The sequence below is a fragment of the Pseudomonas sp. JQ36 genome, from assembly GCF_053851495.1.
This window is the reverse complement of sequence record NZ_CM132642.1, coordinates 886360-909302: the sequence shown is the minus strand read 5'-3', so window position 1 is coordinate 909302 and position 22943 is coordinate 886360. Positions and strand designations below refer to the sequence as shown.

At 63.2% G+C, this 22943-nt stretch carries 11 protein-coding genes; 5 read left to right on the top strand and 6 right to left on the bottom strand.

Features of this window, described 5'->3' with window-relative positions:
• Positions 1–24: 24 nt before the first annotated feature.
• Both ACS4NR_RS04090 and ACS4NR_RS04085 read left to right on the top strand, forming a co-directional pair.
• Positions 25–561: a sigma-70 family RNA polymerase sigma factor gene (locus ACS4NR_RS04090; protein ID WP_166496672.1), complete on the top strand. Its 537-nt coding sequence runs from the start codon at positions 25–27 to the stop codon at positions 559–561.
• On the top strand, positions 558–1250 hold the full coding sequence (locus ACS4NR_RS04085) for an anti-sigma factor (protein WP_456019157.1): 693 nt from the start codon (positions 558–560) through the stop codon (positions 1248–1250). The genes ACS4NR_RS04090 and ACS4NR_RS04085 overlap by 4 nt, the downstream gene beginning before the upstream one ends.
• A 7-nt stretch (positions 1251–1257) precedes the next feature.
• Here the strand turns inward: ACS4NR_RS04085 and ACS4NR_RS04080 are convergent, their stop codons facing one another.
• A complete protein-coding gene (locus ACS4NR_RS04080; protein WP_456019156.1) occupies positions 1258–2340 on the bottom strand; it encodes a DUF1615 domain-containing protein in 1083 nt (360 codons plus the stop codon).
• A 276-nt stretch (positions 2341–2616) separates the two neighbouring features.
• Between ACS4NR_RS04080 and ACS4NR_RS04075 the strand changes: the two genes are divergently transcribed.
• Positions 2617–4821, top strand: coding sequence for a TonB-dependent receptor (locus ACS4NR_RS04075; RefSeq protein ID WP_456019155.1), 2205 nt, complete (start codon positions 2617–2619; stop codon positions 4819–4821).
• A 213-nt stretch (positions 4822–5034) separates the two neighbouring features.
• Positions 5035–6570 (top strand): FAD-dependent oxidoreductase, encoded by a 1536-nt coding sequence (locus ACS4NR_RS04070; protein WP_456019154.1) that lies wholly within the window; start codon positions 5035–5037, stop codon positions 6568–6570.
• 124 nt (positions 6571–6694) lie between these two features.
• Here ACS4NR_RS04070 and hemB read toward each other — a convergent pair whose 3' ends face one another.
• Both hemB and ACS4NR_RS04060 read right to left on the bottom strand, forming a co-directional pair.
• Positions 6695–7669 carry a porphobilinogen synthase gene (hemB, locus tag ACS4NR_RS04065; RefSeq protein WP_456019153.1) on the bottom strand — a complete coding sequence of 325 codons (975 nt, stop codon included), beginning with the start codon at positions 7667–7669 and terminating at the stop codon, positions 6695–6697.
• 243 nt (positions 7670–7912) lie between these two features.
• On the bottom strand, positions 7913–8611 hold the full coding sequence (locus ACS4NR_RS04060) for a glutathione binding-like protein (RefSeq protein ID WP_115985663.1): 699 nt from the start codon (positions 8609–8611) through the stop codon (positions 7913–7915).
• A 295-nt stretch (positions 8612–8906) separates the two neighbouring features.
• On the opposite strand from ACS4NR_RS04060, the gene ACS4NR_RS04055 reads away from it, so the two are divergent.
• On the top strand, positions 8907–9581 hold the full coding sequence (locus ACS4NR_RS04055; RefSeq protein ID WP_456019152.1) for a histidine phosphatase family protein: 675 nt from the start codon (positions 8907–8909) through the stop codon (positions 9579–9581).
• Positions 9582–9693: 112 nt separating this feature from the next.
• On the opposite strand, the gene mnmH is transcribed toward ACS4NR_RS04055, so the two are convergent.
• The 3 genes from mnmH to ACS4NR_RS04040 all read right to left on the bottom strand — a co-directional run bounded on the left by mnmH (position 9694) and on the right by ACS4NR_RS04040 (position 22624).
• Complete coding sequence (gene mnmH / locus ACS4NR_RS04050; RefSeq protein WP_166496666.1) at positions 9694–10797, bottom strand: tRNA 2-selenouridine(34) synthase MnmH; 1104 nt, start codon at positions 10795–10797, stop codon at positions 9694–9696.
• Positions 10797–11831, bottom strand: coding sequence for a selenide, water dikinase SelD (gene selD / locus ACS4NR_RS04045; protein WP_456019151.1), 1035 nt, complete (start codon positions 11829–11831; stop codon positions 10797–10799). Before selD ends, mnmH begins: the two co-directional genes overlap by 1 nt.
• Positions 11832–12100: 269 nt before the next feature.
• Complete coding sequence (locus ACS4NR_RS04040) at positions 12101–22624, bottom strand: autotransporter-associated beta strand repeat-containing protein (protein WP_456019150.1); 10524 nt, start codon at positions 22622–22624, stop codon at positions 12101–12103.
• Positions 22625–22943 lie beyond the last annotated feature (319 nt).

The following is a 22943-nucleotide window of genomic DNA, read 5'->3' as shown; positions in this document are numbered from 1 at the left end:
GGAATGTGAGCTAGATTGCACCACATGTCCTTGCCCGAATCAGTGTTTGATTACGAAGCCCGCCTCGCTGCCTGTGCCCGCGGCGAGCGTCAGGCCCTGCGCGATTTGTACGTGCAGGAAGGCCCGCGCCTGCTCGGCGTGGCCAAACGGCTGGTGCGTGACACGGCACTGGCGGAGGACATCGTGCATGAGGCGTTCATCAAGATCTGGAACGGTGCGGCGCAGTTCGATCCGGCGCGCGGCTCGGCGCGGGGCTGGATGTTCAGCGTGACCCGGCATCTGGCGCTGAATCTGCTGCGCAATCAGGCTCGGGAAACCCCGTTCAGCGAAGATCATGAAATGCCTGCCGAAGAAGATGACGGCTTCGATGCCCAGGCGCATTCGGGGCGCATCCATCGCTGCCTGGAACAACTCGACCCACAACGCCGAAGCTGCATCCTCCACGCCTATGTCGATGGCTACAGCCACGCGCAGATTTCCCAACGGCTGGGCACGCCGCTGGGCACGGTCAAAGCCTGGATCAAACGCAGCCTCAACGCTTTGCGGGAGTGCATGGGATGACCACTGAATCGGCGCAGGAACGTGATGAACTGGCCGGCGAATACGTGCTCGGCACACTCTCTGCTGAACAGCGGATCGAGGTGCAGAAACGCCTGCCGCATGAGCCGGATCTGCGCGCAGCGGTGGACGCCTGGGAACGGAGGCTGCTGGAGCTGACGGACTATGCCGAAGCGCAGCAACCGTCGGCGTTCCTGTGGCCGCGAATCGAGCGCAGCGTCGAGCGACTGACGCCTGAAACGTCCACCACCTCGTGGTGGAATCTGCTGCCGCTGTGGCGCGGGCTGAGCGCTGCCGGACTGGCTGCGACGTTGGTCCTGGGTTCAATTCTGCTGACCCAGCCCCCGCCGAAGCCGAATTATCTGGTGGTGCTGGTCGCCCCGCAGGACAAGGCGCCGGGCTGGGTGATCCAAGCCAGCAATCCGCGTGAAATCCAGTTGATCCCGCTGGGCGTGGTCGAAGTGCCGGCGGATAAGGCGCTGGAGTTCTGGACCAAGGCTGACGGCTGGCAAGGGCCGGTGTCGCTGGGGCTGGTCAAACCGGGGCAGACGCTGTCGGTGCCGCTGGACAAATTGCCGCCGCTGCAACCGAATCAGCTGTTCGAGCTGACGCTGGAAGGCGCCAATGGCTCACCGATCGGCAAACCAACCGGGCCGATTCAGGCGATTGGCCGAGCCGTCAAAGTGCTTTGAACCGGCGTCAACCGGCCTTGGCCATGCAACGCTTGTAGCGCTCATCCACGCGCTTGGCGAACCACGCCGTGGTCAGTTTGCGCGTGATTTTCGGGCTCTGCAGCACGATCCCCGGCAACACCGCACGCGGCAGTTTTTTTCCCTCCGCTTGCTCCGCCAGTTCGAACACCCGCTGATAAAGCTTGGTGTCTTCAAACTCCAGAGTCTTGCCTTTCTCCAGTTGATCGCGAATGGTCGGGTTGCGCATGCCCAGCGACTTGCCGAGGGTGCGCACCGCCAGTTCGGTGCTGCCAGGCATGATCGAGTCGTAGCGGATCAAGTCGCCATCCAGCGCTAATGGGATGCCCGAGGCTCGGCTGACGGCGTTCTGAAACGCGGCATTGCGGCTGGCATACCAGCCGGCGTTGAAGTCGGCGAAGCGGTACAGCGGTTCGCGATAACTCACCGGGTAGCCAAGCAAGTGCGCGATGCCGAAGTACATGCCGCCACGGCGGGTAAACACTTCGCGGCGGATCGTGCCGTCTACCGGGTATGGATACTCCTTGGCGTGCTGCTCGGCGAATTCGATGCTGACCTGCATCGGCCCGCCGGTGTGCACCGGGTTGAAGCCGCCGAACAAGGTGCGGCCCATCGGCACTCTGCCGATGAAGTCGTCGAAAATGGCGCTGAGTTCTTTTTCACTGCGTGCCGCGTTCAAGCGTTCGCTGTAGGTCTTGCCGTTGGTGGAGCGCACTTGCAGCGCGCCGCTGACCAGCAGGCCGGGGATATGCACTTTGGCGGCACGACGGTCGATTTCGTCGCGGGCGATCTTGCCCAGGCCCGGCACGGTGGGGTCGGCCTGGAAGGTCGATTCCTGCTCGGCAACGGCCAGCACCGAACACAGATTCTGCGTGGTCGGGCTGATGTTCTGCGCGGCAAACGCGGCATAGATGTCGGTGGCCCAGCCTTGCCGATCAGCGGTTTTGGCCGGCATCAGCCGGACGATTTCGGCCTTCACTTCGGCCGGCGCACGCGGCGCCGGCTCCTGGCTGCGCTGGCCGGCGCAACCGGCGAGCACCAACAGCGCGGCGAGGGTAATAAGTAATCGCATGTTGCTTAATCCAATCCAGTAAGCCCGAACACCATACACAATCCGTGTAGGAGCTGCCGCAGGCTGCGATCTTTTGATCTTGTCTTTTAAAAACCAAGTCAACAGATCGCAGCCTGCGGCAGCTCCTACAGGTGAATGAGTTTTCCGGGTTGATGACAAACAGTTTGCAAAACGTTACTGCGAACTCCTATCATTTGCGCCTGGAGTCGTATTTGCGCAAGGAGTTCCCCGCGCCGTTCTAATTTTCTCACCGGCCGTACGCCTCCAGGTATCGACATGCCCGTTTCAGCTCGACTCGCCGTCCCGTTTCGCCCGACGCTTCTCGCCCTGCTGTGCTCCCTGACTGTCACCGCTCACGCTGCCGATGAAAACGGCAAGGAGTTGGTGCTCGACAACGTCAACATCAATGCCCAGGCACCGACGGCCAACGCCCTGCCCCCGGTCTACGCCGGTGGTCAGGTCGCCCGTGGTGGTCAGCTCGGCGTGCTCGGCAATCAGGACATGATGGACGTGCCGTTCAGCGCCGCGTCGTACACCGAACAACTGATTCAGGATCAGCAAGCGGAAAACGTTGCCGACGTCCTGCTCAACGATGCTTCGGTGCGTCAGGCTTCGGGTTTCTCCAACCAGGCGCAGGTGTTCATGATCCGCGGTCTGCCGCTGAACGGTGACGACATTTCCTATAACGGCCTGTACGGCGTGCTGCCCCGGCAGATCATTTCCACCGACGCGCTGGAGCGCGTGGAAGTGTTCAAAGGCCCCAACGCCTTCATCAACGGCGTAACCCCGACCGGCTCCGGCATCGGTGGCGGCGTCAACCTGCAGCCCAAGCGTGCCGGCGACGAGCCGCTGCGCCGCTCCACCACCGAGATCAACAGCGAAGGTCGCATCGGTCAGCACTTCGATATCGGCCAGCGCTTCGGCGAAGACAACCGCTTCGGCGCGCGGATCAACCTGTCGCAGCGCGAGGGCGACACCGGCATCGATCACGAAAACCAGCGCTCGAAACTGTTCAGCATCGGCCTTGATTACCGTGGTGACGCGCTGCGTATTTCCGGCGACTTCGCCTACCAGAAAGAACGCGTCAACGGTGGTCGCAACTCGGTCAACCTCGGCACCGCCACGCACATTCCGGACGCGCCGTCAGCCGACACCAATTACGCGCCGAAGTGGGGTTACACCGACATCGAAGACACCTTCGGCATGCTCCGCGCCGAATACGACCTGAACGACAACTGGACCGCGTACGTCGCCGGCGGCGCCAAGCACACCCGCGAAGTCGGCCGCTACAACTCGACCACGCTGGTGGGCAACAACGGCGCCTCCTACACCACCGGCTCGTTCATCCCCCACGATGAAGACAACACCAGCCTGATGGCCGGCCTCAACGGCAAATTCAACACCGGCGCCGTCAGCCACAAGCTCAACTTCGGCCTCAGCGGTCTGTGGGCCGAACAGCGCAGCGCCTATGATTTCGACCTGACCCAATACGCCAACAACATCTACCACCCGGTGCAAACCCCATCGCCGGTCGGCAATTTTTCCGGCGGCGACGTCAGCGACCCGGGCATTGTCGGCAAGACTTTCAACCGCAGCCTCGCGCTCTCCGACACCCTCGGTTTCTTCGATGATCGCCTGCTGATCACCGCCGGCCTGCGTCGTCAGCAACTGGTGGTGCAAGGCTACAACTACGCCAGTTACGGCAGCGGCAGCCGCAAGTCGAGCTACGACGAATCGATCACCACGCCGGTCTACGGCATCGTGTTCAAGCCGTGGGAGCACGTGTCGTTCTACGCCAACCACATCGAAGGCCTGGCACAAGGCCCGACCTCGCCGACCAGCGCCGGCGGCTTGCGCGTGACCAACGGCAACGAAGTCTACGCGCCGGCGCGCTCCAAGCAGACCGAGGCCGGGGTCAAGGTCGACATGGGCACTTACGGCGCGAGCCTGGGCGTCTATCGCATCGAGCAGCCGAGCGACGGTTACTGCGAAATCAACAGCGCCACCACCTGCACCTACGTGCGTGAAGGCGAGCAGATCAACAAAGGCGTAGAGATGAACGTGTTCGGCGAGCCGATCAACGGCCTGCGCCTGATCAGCGGCCTGACCCTGATGGACACTGAACTGCGCAACACTCAGAACGGTGCCAACGACGGCAACCGAGCGATCGGCGTGCCGAGCTTCCAGTTCAACGCCGGCGCCGACTGGGATGTACCGGGCCTGCAAGGCGTGGCGCTGAATGCACGGATGCTGCGCACCGGCGGCCAGTACGCCGACGCGGCCAACAACCTCAGCCTGCCGAGCTGGAACCGTTTTGACGCCGGCGCGCGTTACGCCTTCAAGGTCTCGCAGAAAGACGTGACGTTGCGTCTGGGCGTTGAAAACCTGGCCAACAAGAAGTATTGGGAATCGGCTCAGGGTGGCTACTTGACCCAGGGTGAGCCACGGGTGGCGAAGCTGTCGGGGACGATCGATTTCTAAGCGTCATCCCGTCGTAACAAAGGCCCCGCAGCTTCAGCGTTGCGGGGCCTTTTTTTGTTTTTGTGGCGGGTCATAAGTCCCCTTCGCGAGCAAGCCCGCTCCCACATTGGAATGCGTTCGACTGTGGGAGCGGGCTTGCTCGCGAAGGGGCCGGCACTGGCTACCCTTTCCATCTGATCCATACTTGCTCCACAGCAAACGGAGGACAGGCCCATGAACCGCAGCGACGTACTGATCATCGGCGCCGGCCCGACCGGTCTGGTGCTGGCCCTGTGGCTGAGCAAACTGGGCGTGCGCGTGCGCATCATCGACAAGACCTCTGCGCCCGGCACCACCTCACGGGCACTGGCGGTGCAGGCGCGCACCCTGGAGTTGTACCGCCAGCTGGACCTGGCCGATACCGTGGTGCGCAACGGTCACAAGGTCGCGGCGGCGAATTTCTGGGTCAAGGGCAAACCGGTCGCGCAGTTACCGTTGCAGCGCATCGGCGAAGGCCTGACGCCCTACTCGTTCATCGAAATATTTCCCCAGGACCTGCACGAACGGCTGCTGCTCGAACGCCTCGAAGACTATGACGTGACGGTTGAGCGCAACACCGAACTGGAGAGTTTCGAAGAAACCGGCGACGGCCTCAGCGCGCATTTGCGCTTGCCGGACGGGCAGCAGGAAATCTGTCAGGCGTGTTTTCTGGCAGGCTGCGATGGCGCGCGCTCGGTGGTGCGCAAAACCCTCGACACCGGATTCCCGGGCGGCACCTATCAGCAGATTTTCTACGTCGCGGATGTGCAGGCCAGCGGCCCGGCACTCAATGGCGAGCTGCATCTGGATCTGGACGAAGCGGATTTTCTCGCGGTGTTCCCGCTGGCCGGTGAAGGCCGCGCCCGGCTGATCGGCACGGTGCGTGACGAACGTGCCGACCGTGCTGAAACCCTGCAATTTGCCGACGTCAGCAGCCGCGCCATCGAACATTTGAAAGTGCATATCGACGAGGTCAACTGGTTCTCCACCTACCGCGTGCATCACCGCGTGGCCGAGCACTTTCGCAGCGGCCGGGCGTTTCTGCTAGGCGACGCGGCGCACGTGCACAGCCCCGCCGGCGGCCAGGGCATGAACACCGGGATTGGCGATGCGATCAACCTGGCCTGGAAACTCGCCGCGGTGCTCAACGGCAGCGCCACGGCGCAACTGCTCGACACCTACGAAACCGAGCGCATCGCCTTCGCCCACAGGCTGGTGTCGACCACCGACAAGGTGTTCAGCTTCGTCACCGCCGAAGGGCGCATTGCCGATCTGCTGCGCACGCGCCTGGCACCGTTTCTGATCCCGAAAATGGCCACGTTCGAGGCCAGCCGCGAATTCCTCTTTCGCACCGTCTCACAGGTCACCCTCAACTATCGCGGCATGCCGCTGAGCCAGGGCACGGCCGGCCATGTGCATGGCGGCGACCGCTTGCCGTGGGCGCATGATGGCGAGGGGGATAATTTCGAGCCGCTGCGCCAGCCCTGCTGGCAGGTGCACGTGTACGGCGACACCAGCGACGAGATGATCGCCTGGTGCAATGAACACCATCTGCCGCTGCACGTGTTCGACTGGCGGCCGGCGTTTGAAACGGCGGGGTTGGGGCGTAACGGCTTTTACCTGTTGCGCCCGGATACCTATGTGGCGATTGCCGATAACAGCGCGGATCCGAAGGTGATCGAGCGGTACTTTCGCGACCACGGGATCCGCCCCTACTTCAACTGTCCGTGACACTACACAGTCACAATGTGGGAGCGGGCTTGCTCGCGAAGGCGTCGTGTCAGTCAACCTAATCGTTGCTGATACACCGCATTCGCGAGCAAGCCCGCTCCCACAGGGGGTTCTGTGGTGTCTGTCAGATCCCGGCCAGCGCCAGATCCATCGCAAAGTAGGTGAAGATCAGGTCCGCACCCGCGCGCTTGATCGCGCCCAGGCTTTCGCGCACCACGCGATCCTCGTCGATTGCACCGGCCTGGGCGCCGAACTTGATCATCGCGTACTCGCCGCTGACCTGATACGCCGACAGCGGCAGGTTCGAGGCTTCGCGAATGTCGCGGATGATGTCGAGGTACGCGCCGGCCGGTTTGACCATGAGCGCATCGGCGCCTTCCTGTTCGTCGAGCAGCGATTCGCGCAGGGCTTCGCGGCGGTTCATCGGGTTCATCTGATAGCTTTTGCGATCACCCTTCAGCGCGCTGCCGCCGGCCTCGCGGAACGGGCCATACAGCGCCGAGGCGAATTTGGTCGAGTAGGCCATGATCGGAATCTGGGTGAAACCGGCGGCGTCCAGCGCTTGGCGGATCGCCCGTACCTGGCCGTCCATCGCCGCGGACGGGGCGATCACGTCAGCACCGGCACGCGCCGCCGCCACGGCTTGCTTGCCGAGGTTGATCAGGGTCTGGTCGTTGTCGACTTCGTGGTTGTGCATCACGCCACAGTGGCCATGATCGGTGTATTCGCAGAAGCAGGTGTCGGACATCACGATCATTTCCGGCACGGCGTCCTTGGCAATCCGCGACATGCGCGAAACCAGACCGTCTTCGCGCCAGGTGTCGCTGCCGTTCTCGTCCAGGTGATGGGACACACCGAAGGTCATTACCGACTTGATCCCGGCACGGGCATAACGCTCGATTTCACTGGCCAGCTTGCGCTCGGGAATGCGCATCACCCCCGGCATGCTCTTGATCGGTACGAAGTCGTCGATCTCTTCTTCGACAAAAATCGGCAGCACCAGATCATTCAGGCTGAACTCGGTTTCCTGGAACAGACTGCGCAGGCTCGCATTGCGGCGCAGACGGCGGGGACGTGCTTCGGGGAACTGGCTGGACATGGCGCTTCCTGAAAACGGCAGATGAGACGAAAGTCGTAGGGGGCGAAGCTTATGCCTTCGGTGGGCGCAGGTACAAACCTGGATCAATCAACAGTGCGTTACCAAGGACGCAATAATCTGCGGGCGTCATCACTATTCCTGTGGGAGTGGGCTTGCTCGCGAAGGAGGTGTATCAGAAAAAGACGTGTTGACTGACACGACGCCTTCGCGAGCAAGCCCGCTCCCACAGGGTTATGTGTGGCCTCAGGAAGGAATGGTCAACCCGCGCACCACAGCCGGGCGCGCCAGAAAGCGCTCCAGCACCCGGGTCACATTGGGGAAATTACTGATCCCGACCAGATCCCCGGCCTCATAAAACCCGATCAGGTTGCGCACCCACGGGAACGTGGCGATGTCGGCGATGGTGTAGCGCTCGCCCATGATCCAGTCGCGACCTTGCAGGCGTTTGTCGAGCACGTTGAGCAGGCGTCTGCTCTCCTCGACGTAACGATCACGCGGACGCTTGTCCTCGTAGTCCTTGCCGGCGAATTTGTTGAAGAAGCCGAGCTGGCCGAACATCGGGCCGATCCCGCCCATCTGGAACATCAGCCACTGAATCGTCTCGTAACGCAGCGCGCCTTCCTGGGCCAGCAACTGGCCGCTCTTGTCGGCGAGGTAGATCAGGATCGCGCCGGACTCGAACAGCGGCAACGGCTGGTCTTGTGGGCCGTGGGGGTCGAGGATCGCCGGGATCTTGTTGTTGGGGTTCAGCGACAGGAACTCGGGGGACAGCTGATCCTGGGTATCGAAGCCCACTCGGTGCGGCTCGTAGGGCAGGCCGATTTCTTCGAGCATGATCGAGACCTTGACGCCGTTGGGGGTCGGCAGGGAGTAGAGCTGAATCCAGTCGGGGTACTGCGCCGGCCATTTCTGGGTAATTTGGAACGCGGACAGATCGGTCATTGGAAACATCCAGTCACATGGGAAGCGCTGATCATAATGTAGGAGCTGCCGCAGGCTGCGATCTTTTGATCTGGCTTCTAAAAACCAAATCAAAAGATCGCAGCCTGCGGCAGCTCCTACACGAACCGTAACATCTTGCGGGTACTGTGCATGAACCAAACCGGCTTCAGAGGACTCTGAGCTAAGCCCTTCGCAGAGGAAGCGCGACACACGACATGGACAACATCCGGTGCTGGGAGCCCGTGGTGTAAGGGTTGGTCAGCCCCAACCGAATTTGCTGAAGAACCTATATTCAATGACGAACCTCATGAGTTTCGCCAAACGTTTCAAACATCGCGCCTACGTGGCCCTGCCTTCGCTGCTGGCGGTCAGTGCATTGTTCCTGTCGCTGGAGTCGAGCCAGATTCGCGCGCAACCGGTGGACGGTACGCAGACGCTGGTTTTCCTGCGCCATGCGGAAAAGCCCGAGGGCGGTCTCGGCCAGCTCAATTGTCAGGGCCTGAATCGCGCCATCGACCTGTCGACCCTGTTGCCGGAAAAATTCGGCAAGGCCGATTATGTGTTCGCCGCCAACCCGACGCGCAATGTCGAGGAAGGCGAACTGGACAATTCCTACAGCTACATCCGTCCGTTGATGACCATCAGCCCCGCCGCGATCAAGCTCGGCCTGCCGGTGAACATCGAGTTCTCCGCCAACGACACCAGTGACCTGGCGCGTGAACTGACCGAGGACAAGTACCACAACGCGACGATCTACACCGCCTGGTCGCACGGCTACTTGCCGGAGCTGATCAACAAGGTCGCGGGCAAGGCCGTCGGCGAGAAGCAGAACATCACCGACGACTGGGCCTCAAGTGATTTCGATTCGCTGTACGTACTGACCCTGACCTGGCACAACGGCAAGGCCAGCCTGCAAAGCCACAGCTACAAACAGGGGCTGGATAACGGCAAGGCGACCTGTCCGACTTGAGTGATTGGCTGCCTGTGCCGCCCCTTTCGCGAGCAAGCCCGCTCCCACATTCGATCTGCGCAAATACCCTGTGGGAGCGGGCTTGCTCGCGAAGAGGCCGGCAGCAACACCCTCAAACCCGCGGAGTCACCCGCTCACGCAGATACTCCAGCACCGCCCCACGCTCCCCGGCAAACTCAATCCGCCCGCCCTTTTTCTCACGCTGGAACGCATACATCGGGTCGTAGTATTCCCTTAGCAACACGCTGATCCAGTCCCGGAACATCTCGACCGAACCGCTGCGCGCCTGCTCGGCCAGGGCCTCTTCCATCTGCAGGAACATCCGCTGATGGCGTTCGCCACCCAGCCGGCGCTGGATATTGTTCAAACTCGCAATCAACCGCTCGGCATACAGCGCAAAGCCCTGCTCGCCATGCACGGCGACGAACTCCGCGTGCAGGTCGATCACATAGTCCTGCAGGATCCGCTCGACCCGCTGCTCCAGGCTGTCTTCGAGCCAGACCATCGGCGCCACTTGCATGCCTCGGTACAGCGGCAATGGCAAGGCACAACTGCCGACTACCCGGCTCTCGTCTTCCAGCACAAACTGCTGGATCCCGCCGGCGCGTTTTTTCAGCAGATCAACGGCCAGACGGTTTTCAAAGTCGATGTTGGTCGGTTGGCCGGTGGCGCGCTTGCCGAAGCTCGATCCCCGATGATTGGCGTGACCTTCCAGATCCAGACCGTTGCGCAATTGCACCAGCAGTTCGGTCTTGCCGGTGCCGGTCATCCCGCCCAGCAGCACCAGATCGCACTCGGCCACGGCCTGATCGATCGTCTCCAGCAGGAACGTACGCATCGCCTTGTAGCCACCGCCGACCCGCGGGTAATCGATCCCGCCCTCCTCCTTGATCCATTGCTGGACGATCTGCGAACGCAAGCCGCCGCGAAAGCAATACAGGTAGCCGTCGGGGTGCGCCCGGGCAAACTCGACCCAGCCCTGAATGCGCTGCTCACGCACTTCGGCAGACACCAGCCGCTCACCCAGGGCGATGGCGGCTTGTTGCCCATGCTGCTTGTAGCAGGTGCCTACCTGTTCGCGCTCGCGGTCGTTCATCAGCGGCAAGTTGACCACGCCGGGAAACGCGCCGTGGGCAAATTCGATCGGCGCACGGGCATCCATCATTGGCCGGTCGTTGAGAAAAATGTCGCGGTAATCAGTGCAGTCGCGTGACATCAGATCACCTCGACTGCGTGGGTCTGTCGCTCGACCAGCTCGCCGATCGGCATCAGGTCCAGGCCCAGTTCAGCAGCGACGGCAAGGAACTCGTCGTTGCCTTCGGGAGTGACTGCAATCAGCAGACCGCCGCTGGTTTGCGGGTCACATAGCACACGCTTGTGCAGCTCCTGCACGCGGCCGACCTTGCTCGAATAGCTGTCAAAGTTGCGCAGCGTGCCGCCGGGCACGCAGCCCTGATCGAGGTAATACTCGACGCTGTCCAGACGCGGCACCCGAGCATAGGCGATGCGTGCCGTCAGGCCGCTGCCATCGGCCATTTCCACCAGATGCCCGAGCAGGCCGAAACCGGTGACATCGGTCATCGCGGTGACGCCGGCGAGTTTGCCGAAACGGCTGCCGGGTTTGTTCAGGGTGCACATCCAGTCACGGGCCACACCGACATCGCCGGGGCGTAATTTGCCCTTTTTCTCGGCGGTGGTGAGGATGCCGATGCCCAATGGCTTGGTCAGGTACAGCAGGCAACCGGCGGTGGCGGTGTCGTTGCGTTTCATGTGGCGCTTTTCGACGAGACCGGTCACGGCCAGGCCGAAGATCGGCTCCGGCGCATCGATCGAATGCCCGCCGGCCAGCGGAATGCCGGCGGCGTCACACACCGCGCGCCCACCGCGAATCACTTCCCGCGCCACTTCCGGCGCCAGCACATTGACCGGCCAGCCGAGGATCGCAATCGCCATCAGCGGATCGCCGCCCATCGCATAGATGTCGCTGATCGCATTGGTCGCGGCGATACGACCGAAGTCGAACGGGTCGTCGACGATCGGCATGAAAAAATCAGTGGTCGACACCACACCGCGCTCGGCATCGATCTCGTACACCGCCGCGTCATCACGCGAGGCATTACCAACCCACAGCTTCGGATCAAGGTTCTGTGCACCGCTGCCGGCCAGAATCACTTCCAGTACTTGCGGGGAAATCTTGCAGCCGCAACCGGCACCGTGGCTGTATTGGGTCAGACGAATCGGCTCGCTCATGGGGGAGTCTCTGGCAGTTGATGGGGGCGATTCTAACAGAGCGCGGGCCGGCTGAATTTTGCGTTGAATGGCCGGGCCCCTTCGCGAGCAAGCCCGCTCCCACAGCAGATCGCTGTCATTCACAAATCCTGTGTTCACTTCAGATCCAGTGTGGGAGCGGGCTTGCTCGCGAAAGCTGTCGCCCGGTCAACGCGACTTCACGGCCGGACTTTCTGCCAAGCCAAAAAAAACCGCCCTTACGGGCGGCTAAAAGTGCTTCGACCCTAAATTCAGAAGCCCAGGCTGAAGCTGATGGTCATCGCATGGTCGTTGCTGTCGTTCGACAGTTGACCCGAGTAGCCAACCCCGAGTTTGCCGGTCGGGCTGATCTGGAAGTCCACTCCCGCTTCGACGATGGCGCTGTCCTTGGCGATCGGCACGCCCTGGGTGCTGAACGACGCGCCGCCGTCGATGAAGGTCAGATCAGCGTCAGGCTTGGTGTCACCAAACGCGTGGCGCCAGCCGATGGCCGCGCGCGGGGTGAATTGCCCGCCGCTGGCCAGGGTGATGACCTTGCCGGCGCGCACACCGAGGGTCGAGAAGGTGATGTCTTGATCGGCATCGGCCTCCAGGCGCCCTACTCCGCCTTTTTCCTTGGCCTTGTCGGTGTCGTAATTGACGTAGACCAGCCCGGCGAACGGCTCAAGCGCAATGCCGCCAGCTTCAATCGTGTAACCGACTTCACCGAACACCTGCGCACTGCGTGCGTCGTAGTTGGCCTTCAGACGGTCGTTGTAGCCTCCAACGCTGACGTCGCGTTTGGTTTCGATGTCGTGCCAGCTGTAAGCCGCGCCGAGGCGCACCGCCAGGGCATCGAACTGCGAGTTGAGGTAGGCCGCCAGGTGGTAGCTTTCGACAGTGGCATCCGAGCGACGATCATGCGCATCGAGGTCGCTGCGGGTGTAACCGGCGGCCATGCCCACGCGCCACTGGTCATCGAGTTGCTTGTCGGTACCGAGCATGAAGCCGCTGAGGTTGCGATCAAGCTTGGCGCTGTTGCTGTCACCATCCGATTCTCCCCAGGCACCGAGTGCGCGCGCCCAGCCGACCATTTCACCGTGGCAACCGTTGCTGCTCAGTTGGTTGTCGCTCGGCGCCAGGGCACGGCGTGGATCATCCGGCGCGCTGCACGATGGCTGACGCATGCGGTCGTTGACGGCCTCACGCACGTAGCGCGAATCCTCGAGGATGGCGCTGGCGGTGCTGGCGTGGATTTCGCCGGACAGGCTGTCGAAGGCATTACGTGCACCGGCGACACTGAGATTGACGATTTCGTTCTGCAACGCTGCGCCCGCCGGGCCGTTGTTCGACAGCGCAGTGGCGGTCCGGAACTGGTTGCCGGTGGCGGCGACATCGGCAAAGGAATTGCCATTGCGACTGACCACCAGATTCACCGCGTTGGCGTCATACACCAGTGCGCTGTTGAGGAACGCGTATTGCGGCAGGTCTGCAGCGCTGAAAGTGCCGTTTACCCCGCCGCCCGCCGTGATCAGCGAATACGTGGTGTTACCGGTGAACGGGGCCAGCGAGTTGACTTGCAAGCCGCCGCCCAGGGTCGCCGTGCCGCCGATTGCCAGTGGCGTTGCGGTTGGTGAACTGACGGTCAGCGCCAGCACACCGTCACTGGCGTTGGTCAGGTTACCGGCCACGCTCAAGGTGCCCGCTTCAGAACCCGAGGCGACAACGCCATGGTTGACCACCGAACCGACGCTGCCATTACCGCTCAGACCCGCACCGTTGGCCACGGTGACTTGTCCGCCCAGCGAAGCCCGCGCCGCACGGCTGCCGACTTGCAGCACGCCTTGATCGACCGCGACCGTGCCGCTGAACGGATTGTCACCGGTCAACAGCAAGGTGCCGGTACCGCGTTTGAGCATCGCACCAAGTCCGCGCAGCGACCCGTTGAACTGACCGTTGAAGTTCTGCACGAACAACAGCGAAGCGTTGTTGAGGATGTTGCCTTGCAGGCTGGTGGTGTTACCGACCAGCGTACCGCCGCTGACCGTGGTGCCACCGCTGTAGGTGTTGGCGCCGCTCAATACCAGCGTGCCGGAATCAAGCTTCTCGATACCCCCCGTGCCCACCAGCGGCGCGGAGATTTCCGCACTCGCGCCGGCATTGACCCGTACCGGTGCGAGGCTGCCGTCCGTGCCGTTGACCGGGGTCAGTGAGCCACCGGCACCCGGCGTCAGGCTGTAGCCATTGGCGAGGAATTGCAGGCCGGTGAAGTTCTGATTGCCCTGCACGGTGACCGTGCCGCCCTGACCACCGAACACCGCAAACTGGCCATTCGAAACGAGTGCCTGGGTGCCGTTCGGATCAGTCCAGTTGGTCCCCGGCCCCCACACGCCACTGCCGCCACCAATGCTGCCGTCCGGATTGGTTTTGCCACCGTTCCAGAACTGCACCTCACCCGGCGTACCTTGCACCAGCAGGTTGACCTGATTGGCGATCGCGGTTTGCAGGGTCAGATTGGCCTCCGACACCGGCAGGCTGCCATAGACCAGACCGTTGTCGGTCAGGCTGCCGCCGTAGCTGAACAGTTGATAGACCCCGGTACCGAACCCGCCGGCATTGCTGACGTTGAGCGTACCGTCGAGGGTCAGGTTGTCAGCGACATTGACCACGGTGGTCGAACTGGTTGCCGAGCCAAGGCTGAAGTCCAGATTGGTCCCCGAGGACAGTGCCAGCGAACCGACCGACAACGGCGTCGCGGTGCCGCCACCGGCCAGCGTCGCACCGTCGGCCAGTTGCACAGCGCCACCGAGCTGACCGCCACCGCCGATGCTCGCGCCGCTGGCGACACTGACATTGGCGCTGTTGAGCACGCCGTTGACGATCAGGTTGCCGGCCTGCACCGAGGTGTTGCCGGTGAAACTGTTGTTGCCAGTCAGCAGCAACTCACCCGTACCGGTTTTGTTCAGCGTACCGGCACCCGTGAGGTTACCGGTGTAGCTGCCGTCGGCGTTTTGTTCGAAGGTCAGCGTCGCGTTGTTGACGATCGCACCTTGCAGGCTGCTGGTGTCACCGCGCGTAGTTCCGGCATTCAACGTGGTACCGCCGCTGTAGGTATTGGCGCCGCTGAGCACCAGATCGCCGGCACCGTTTTTCACCAGACTGCCGGTGCCAGTGATGGCACCGAGCAGCGTGGTGTTCTGATTGCCGGCCAGGGTCAGTTGCGCACCGAGGTTGACGGCATTGGCCAATTGCAGCGCCGCGCTGCTGTCGAGGCTGGCGTTGCCGGTCACACTCAATGCACCGCTGCTGATTGCGCTGTTGTTGCCCAGCACCAGGGTGCCGCCAGCCAGTTGCGTGCCGCCGCTGTAGGTGTTGCTGCCGTTGAGGGTCAGGCTCGATGCGCCAGTCTTGATCAGGCTGCCCGCACCGCTGACGACACCGTCGAGGGTCAAGGCGTTGCTGCCGGCGACAGTCAGGCCACCGTTCACCACCACAGCGTTGCCCAGCGTGACGGCCGCGTTGCTGTCCAGTGCGGTGCCGTCCGCTGCGGTCAACACGCCAGTGCCCAGCGCTGCGTTATTGCCGACCACGATTTTGCCGCCATTGAGCGCGGTGCCGCCGGTGTAACCGTTGGCGGCGTTGAGCACCAGCGTACCGCTGTCGTATTTGCCGAGGGTGCCGCTGCCGTTGAGCGCAACGCCGACGGTCGCGGTAGCGTTCGGATCAACCCGCACCGTGGCATTGCCCAGCGAACCGTTGACCAGATTCAGCGAACCCGCCGTGCCGTTCACCAGGCTGTAGCCGTCGGTGACGAACTGCATGCCGGTGATGGTTTGTGCACCGTTCACGGTGACCGTGCCCGCCGCGCCCTGGAACACCGCGAAATTATTGGTCCAGGCCTGATTGCTTGTGCCGTTGACGTCGGTCCAGTTGGTGGTGCCGGTGCTCCAGGTACCGCTGCCGCCCTCCACCGAGCCGTTGGCCACCAGTTGGTTGCCGTCCCAGAACTGCACGGTGACGCCCGGTGCGGTGACCAGCAGGTTGATCTGATTGGCCAGCGCGGTTTGCAGGGTCAGATCGCCCGGGGTGACGCTGCCCGGCACCGTACCGATCAGCATGCCGTTGTCGGTCAGGCCGCCGGTGTAGTTGATCAGCCGATACACGCCGCTGCCGAAACCACCGATGTCGCTGACATTGAGGTTGCCGTCGAGGGTCAGGTTGCCACCGACATTCACCAGCGCATTGCCGCCACCGGACACCGGTGTGCCGAGGCCGACGTCGAAGTTGGCATTGCCGTTGAGCACCAACGAGTCCACCGACAGGGTGCTGCCGGTAACGCCCGCCAGATGCCCGCCATCGGCCACCGTCACCGCACCGGTCAGGGTGCCGCTGCCGCCGAGGGTGCCGCCGCTGTTGACCAGCACGTTGCCGCTGGCCAGCGAACCGTTGACCTGCAAGGTGCCGGCGTTGACGTTGGTATCGCCGGTCAGATCGCTGATGCCGCTGAGGGTCAGCGTACCCGAGCCAAGTTTGGTCAGCCCGCCGTCACCGCTGAGGATACCGGCGAAGGTGCTGCTGACGTTGTTGCCACCCAGGCTCAGGTTGTTGCCGGTGCCGACCAGCGCGGTACCGCTGCCGGTCAGGCTGGCGAGGCTGCCCGAAGCGCCGAGATTCAGCGCCGCGCCACCCGCGAGATTGACCGTGGCGTTGTTGCCCAATGCCGTGCCGCTCAGGGTGGTCAGACTGCCGGAGAGCACATCGAAAGTGCCGCTGAAGGTGTTGCTGCCGGACAGTGTCACGTCGGCCAGACCATTCTTGGTCAGGGTGCCCGCCCCGGCGATCACGCCGCCGAGGGTCAGGTTGTTGTTACCGGTCAGACCGAGGTTGGCGTTGAGGTTGATGTTGTTGGCCAGCACCAGAGGCGCGGAGTTGTCGAGGGTCGAAGCGCCGGTCACAGTCAGCGCGCCGCTGCCCAGGGAGCCGCCCGTGCCGAGGGTCAGCGTACCGGCGTTCAGCGTGGTGCCACCGGAGTAGGTGTTGATGCCGTTGAGCGTCAGGTTCGACGCGCCATTCTTGATCAGCCCGCCCGCGCCGCTGACCACACCAGCGAGGGTCAGGTTGTTGCTGCCGGAGTTGCTCAGATTGGCATTGAGCACGACGTTGTTGCCCAGGCTCAGCGCACTGCTGCTGTCCAGCGCCGAAGCGCCGGCCACGGTCAGGTTGCCCAGGCCGAGTGCCGAGTTGCTACCGGCGGTCAGGGTGCCGGCGTTGAGGGTGGTGCCACCGAGGAAGTTGTTGTTGCCGCTGAGGGTCAGGTTGGCTGCGCCATTTTTGCTCAGGCTGCCGGCGCCGTTGACCGTGCCGGCCAGGGTCAGATCCGCGGTGCCGCCAATGCCTAGATTACCGGCCAGATTCACCGCGTTGTTCAGCGAAACCGCCGTGCTCGCATCCAGCGTGGTGCCGCCCGCCGCGTTCAAGGTGCCGGAACCCAGCGCCGAGTTCGACGCCAGAATCAGCCCGCCGGCGTTCAAGGCTACCGGGCCGAGGAAGGCGTTGTTGCCGCCGAGGGTCAGGTTCGCCGTGCCGGTTTTGATCAGGCCACCAGTGCCGCCAATTACGCCGTTAAGCGTCAGCGCATTGCTGCCGACCACGGTGAGGTTGCCGTTGAGTGTCGCCGCGTTGGCCAGTGTCACCGCCGCGTTGCTGTCCAGTTGTGTGCCGGCATTCGCCGTCAGCGTACCGGTACCGAGCGCGGTGTTGCTGCCGACGATGATTTTTCCGCCGTCCAGTTGCGTGCCGCCGGTGTAGGTGTTGGCACCGCCGAGCACCAAGGTGCCGGCGTCGAGTTTATTGAGAATGCCGCTGCCATCGATATTGGCATTGATGGTCGCCGTCACACCCGGATCGACGCGCAACGAAGTGGTGCCGCCGGTGCCGTTTACCGCTGTGAGTTGCCCCGCCGCGCCGTTGACCAGGCTGTAACCATCGGTAAGGAATTGCATGCCGGTGAATGCTTGTGTGCCGTTCACCGTCACGGTGCCGGCGGTGCCCTGGAACACCGCGAAATCACCGGCCCACGGCTGGTTGACCAGACCGTTGGCATCGGTCCAGTTGGTCCCGACCGCGCTCCAGGTTCCGCTACCGCCATCGACCACGCCGTTGGCGATGGTCTGGCTGCCGTCCCAGTAACGGATGTTGCTGTTCGGTGCCGACACTTGAATGTTGATCTGATTGGCCACGCCAGTCTGCACCACCAGATCGCCGAGGGCGTAACCGACCGGCACGCTGGCGACGTCCAGACCGAGATTGGTCAGGGCCCCGGTGTAGTTGAACAGGCGATACACGCCGACGCCGAAACCGCCGGCATCGCTGACGTTGAGATTGCCGTCGAGGGTGAGGTTGCCGCCGACGTTCATCAGCGAACTGGTCGACGGAGTCCCCAGCGCCACATCGACATTGCTGCCGGCCCCAAGGGTCAGCGCACCCGCCGACAGGGTGTTGCCCGATGACAGCGCCAGATGACCGCCGCTATTGATGTTCACCGCGCCGAGCGCCGAGCCGGTACCGGTCAGCGTGCCACCGGTGTTGACGTTGACCTGCGCACTGCCCAACGAACCGCTCAGGTTCACGATACCGCCATCGATCGCGGTATTGCCGGTGATGCCGTTGATGCCAGTGAGGTTCAAAGTACCGGTGCCGATTTTGGTCAGGCCGCCGCTGCCACTGAGATCACCGTCAAACGTACTGGTGACGTTACCGCCTCCGACAGTCAGGGTATTGCTGCCGGTCAATTGCACACTGCCGCTGCCGGTCAGCGCGCCGAGGCTGGCATCGCTACCGAGATTCAGGCCGGCACCGGCACTGATGTTGACGCCGGAAGTGCTGCCCAGCGCATTGCTGTTGAGGGTGGTGACGCTGCCGGAGACGATATTCAGTGCGCCGGTAAAGGTGTTGTTGCCGGCCAGAGTCAGGTCAGACAAACCGTTTTTGGTCAGGCTGCCGGCGCCGTCGATGATGCCGTTGAGGCTCAGGTCGTTATTGCCGGCCACCGTCAGCCCGGCGTTGAGGGTGATTGCGTTGCCGATGCCGAACGAGGCGCTGTTATCCAGAGTCGCCGCACCGCCGACGGTCAAGCCGCCGCTGCCCAGACCGTTGGCATTGCCCAGGGTCAGGGTACCGGCGTTGAGGGTGGTGCCGCCGCTGAAAGTGTTGTTGCCGTTGAGGGTGAGATTGGCCGCGCCGTTCTTGATCAACTGACCGGTGCCGCTGGTGACGCCGCCAAGGGTGAGATTCTGCGTGCCACCCACGGTCAGCGCCGCATTCAAGGCGACCGCGTTGTTGAGGCTGACCAGCGGCGAATTGCTGTCCAGTGTGGCAGCGCCAGCGACGGTCAGTGCGCCGGAACCCAGCGCCGAGCTGTTGCCGACAGTCAGCGTACCGGCGTTCAACGTGGTACCGCCGAGGTAGTTGTTGGCCGCATTGAGAATCAGATTGGCCGCGCCGTCTTTCACCAGACTGCCCGCGCCGCTGACCAGACCGGTCAGCGTCATATTCGCCGTGCCGCCGATGTTCAAGGCACCGGCGAGTGCCACGGCATTGTTCAGGCTAACCGCCGTGTTTGCATCCAGCGTGGTGTTGGCCGCCGCGTTCAGCGTACCGGCGCCCAGCGCGCTGTTGCTGCCGACGGTCAGTTTGCCGGTGTTCAGCGCGGTGTTACCGAAATAGGTGTTGGCGCCATTGAGGGTCAGGTCTGCGGCGCCGTTCTTGGTCAGCCCACCGATGCCGGCGACCACCCCGCCGAGAGTCAGCGCATTACTGCCGCCGACGGTCAGCGTGCCGCCGAGGTTGACGTTGTTGGCCAGGGTCGCCGCCGTGCTTGCATCCAGCGTGGTGCCATTCGACGCGTTGAGCGTGCCGGTGCCGAGTGCGGTGTTGGAGCCGACCACCAGCGAACCGGCATTGAGTGCCGTGGTGCCGGTGTAGGTATTGTTGCCCGTCAGGGTCAGGCTCGATGCGCCGGTCTTGATCAGGCCGTTCGCGCCACTGATTACCCCGCCGAGGGTCAGCGCGTTGGCGCCGCCTGCGGTGAGGTTGGCATTGAGAGTGATCGCGTTGTTCAGCGTTACCGCCGAACTGCTGTTGAGCGTTCCGGCCCCGGCAACAGTGAGTGCTCCGCTGCCAAGTGAAGCACCGTTGCCAACGGTCAGGCTGCCGGCATTCAGGGTGGTGCCGCCGCTGTAGGTATTGGCGCCACTGAGCGTCAGGTTGGCCGCGCCATTTTTGAGCAACTGGCCGGAACCGTTGATCAAACCGGAGAGGGTCAGGCCGCTACTGCCACCAATGGTCAGGGCGCTGTTGAGGTTGACGTTGTTGTTCAGGGTGACGGCAGTATTGCTGTCCAGCGTTGCCGTATCGGTAACCGATAAGGCGCCGCTGCCCAACGCCCCGGCGTTGCCTACTGTGAGCGTGCCGGCTGTCAGCGTGGTGCCGCCGGTGAAGGTGTTGGCTCCGTTGAGTACCAGGTTGGTGAACCCGCGCTTGATCAGCCCGCCACTGCCGCTGATCAAACCGCCTAGGGTCAGATCAGCGCTGCCGAGGACTTCCAGATCACCACCAAGGGACACTGCGTTGGTCAGCGCGACCGTGGTGCTGGCATCGAGCTTGGTACCTGCCGCTGCAGCCAATGCCCCGGTACCCAGCGCGGTGTTGCTGCCGACCGTCAGCGTACCGGCATTCAGCGCAGTTCCGCCGGAGAAAGTGTTGTTGCCACTGAGGCTCAGGCTCGCAGTGCCGTTCTTGATCAGATTGCCCGCCCCGCTGACCACCCCGCTCAGGCCCAGTGCCTGGGTGCCGCCAATGGTCAGATCCGCTGCCAGCGCGACGGCGTTGGCCAGGGTGACAGCGGTGGTCGCATCCAGCGTGGTGCCGGCCGCTGCGTTCAACGCGCCAGTCCCCAGCGCAGTGTTGCTGCCGACAAACAGGCTGCCGGCGTTCAGTAGCGTGTTGCCGGAGTTGGTGTTGTTGCCCGTCAGGGTCAGGCTGGCGGTGCCGGATTTGGTAATCCCGCCTGTACCGGACAACACGCCACCGAGGGTCAGCGCATTGCTGCCGAGCACGTTGAGCGCGCCGGTCATGCCTATGTTGTTGGCCAGCGTGACGTTGGTGGTGCTGTCCAGACTGGTGCCGGCGGCGGTGTTCAGTGCACCACTGCCCAGCGAGTTGTTATTGGTCACCAGCAGGCTGCCGGCGCTGAGGGTGGTGGTGCCGGTGAAGCCGCTGTTGACCCCGCTGAGGGTCAGGCTGCCGGTGCCGGTCTTGGTCAGGCCGCTGCTGCCGCTGATCAGGCCACCAAGGGTCAGTGCCCCCGCGCCGCCAGCCGTCAAAGTGCCGCCGAGGCTGATGGCGTTGGCCAGGCTGACGGTGCCCGGTGCACTCAGCGTCGTCGCGCCGGTGACGTTGAGGGTTCCGGTGCTCAGCGCCAGGTTGTTGCCCAACTGCACCGTGCCGCCGTTGAGCGTGGTGTTGCCCAGGTAGGTGTTGGCGGCGCTGAGGCTCAGTTGCCCTGTGCCGATTTTGGTCAGACCGCCGCTGCCGGAAATCACCCCGCTCAGGGTGGTGGCGTTGGTGCCCTGCACGGTCACGCCACCGGCACCGAGGGAGATCAGGTTGCTGAGGTTCAACCCGGCGTTGCTGGCCTGGAGGATCCCGCCGTTGGAGGTAAGCACCCCGCTGCCGAACGTGGCGTTGTTGTTGAACTGGGCGACACCGCCATTGAGCGTGGTCGCGCCGCTGACCAGTGGTCCCTGCAAGGTCCAGGTGCCGCTGTTGATGGTCAGGTTATTGAAATTGACGTAGGTCGCGCTGGACGCCGTGCCGACCCCGGTGGTGCCGCCGCCGACGCCAATCGGGTTCTGCAGGATCAGACTGTTGGTGCCGCCTGCGCCACCGTCGACGGTACCGGTGGGGGCGAAGGTCAGGTTGATGCCAATCAGCCCGCCGAGGCCGACGCTGATCTGTACGCCGTCACCCACGTTGACGCTGGAGCCGGTTACCGCCGTGAAGGTGTTGGTACTGGCCGCGCCCATCGAAACGCCGCCAGTGATCGCACCGGCGTTGGTGAAAGTGTTGCCCGCCGCCGAGGTCTCGAAGGCAATCCGGCCGTTGATCACGCCAGTGCTGCTGTTGGTCATGTTGACCTGCGAGCCGCCGTACACACCGACCACCGGAGTATCAGCCAAGGTGATGCCGCCGATCGAGAGTCCGGTCGAAGTGATGGTGCCGTTGTTGGTGATGCTGGTGGTGCCGGCCGCGGCGTTGTTCACCGCAATACCCAAGCCGTCGAGGCTGGTCAGGTTGAGCCCGAGCAACATGCCGGTACCGCGAATGATCCCGCTGGCATTGTTGAGCACGCTGACCGTACTGGTTGCGCCGGTGCCGATGAAGGCGCCGCCGCTCAACACCGAGACCAGCCCGAGCAGCGCCGGGTCGATCGTCCCGGAGTTGTTCAGGCTGATGTTGACCCCGGTCAGGTCCATCACGTGGCCGCCGAGCGTCGCGTTCATCTGCGCCCCGGAGTTGACGTTGACCGTCAGACCGTTGGTGGCACTGGCGAAATTGTTGAGAAACAGCGGCAGACTCGGCACGCCGGTACAGGTCACTGTGGAACCCGCCGTGGAGCATGTGGCCAGTGCAGGTGCGCTGACGCCGCCGAACAACAGCCCGGCAACGCTCAGGTGCACAGCAAGGGAAAGTGGGGAAAAACGCGAAACGAGGGCGACACCAAACCTTGCTTCCACGGGCTACTCCTTGTCGTGGCCAAATTCTTCCTTGAAGGCGTGCAAACCGTGCTTATTCCACACGCGAATCAAGACTGCGACGGTCATCACAAAACCGCGTTCTGGGTGACAAGCTAGTAGACGCCCCGCCATGGAGCACTGATTAAATGGTGTTAATACTTTAATACTAGGGCCGTCTAGAACGGGGGTTTCGGCCAGTAAACACTGGACTCTGACCGCTTGATTCCCCCTTGTAGGAGTGAGCCTGCTCGCGATGGCGGTGTACCAGAAAAAATCTAATCGCCTGACACAACGCCATCGCGAGCAGGCTCACTCCTAC